Origin of the sequence: Stenotrophomonas sp. PD6 (assembly GCF_049199305.1) — a bacterium.
Classification (GTDB): Bacteria; Pseudomonadota; Gammaproteobacteria; order Xanthomonadales; family Xanthomonadaceae; genus Stenotrophomonas.
This window is the reverse complement of the sequence record NZ_JBLZQD010000042.1, coordinates 1-255: the sequence shown is the minus strand read 5'-3', so window position 1 is coordinate 255 and position 255 is coordinate 1. Positions and strand designations below refer to the sequence as shown.

Below are 255 nucleotides of genomic sequence, written 5' to 3'. Positions count from 1 at the left end.
TGCCGTTTGCGCTGATAAAGGCGCAACGTGTGGTGGAGCCTGTCGGGATCGAACCGACGACCCCCTGCTTGCAAAGCAGGTGCTCTCCCAGCTGAGCTAAGGCCCCATATACGGGACTTCTCACACCAGCCCTGGGCCGATGCGAAACTCTGAATGCAGGTACTTTGTGAAGACGCCCGACAGGACGATGTTGTCTTTGCTCAAAAGGAGGTGATCCAGCCGCACCTTCCGATACGGCTACCTTGTTACGACTTC

The 255-nt window shown here is 56.9% G+C and carries 1 tRNA gene and 1 rRNA gene; both read right to left on the bottom strand.

The features are described 5' to 3' along the window. Positions 1-30 precede the first annotated feature (30 nt). A tRNA-Ala gene (locus tag ACOZHM_RS20720) sits at positions 31-106 on the bottom strand. Between the two features lie 97 nt (positions 107-203). Then, a 16S ribosomal RNA gene (locus ACOZHM_RS20715) occupies positions 204-255 on the bottom strand; the annotation flags it as partial.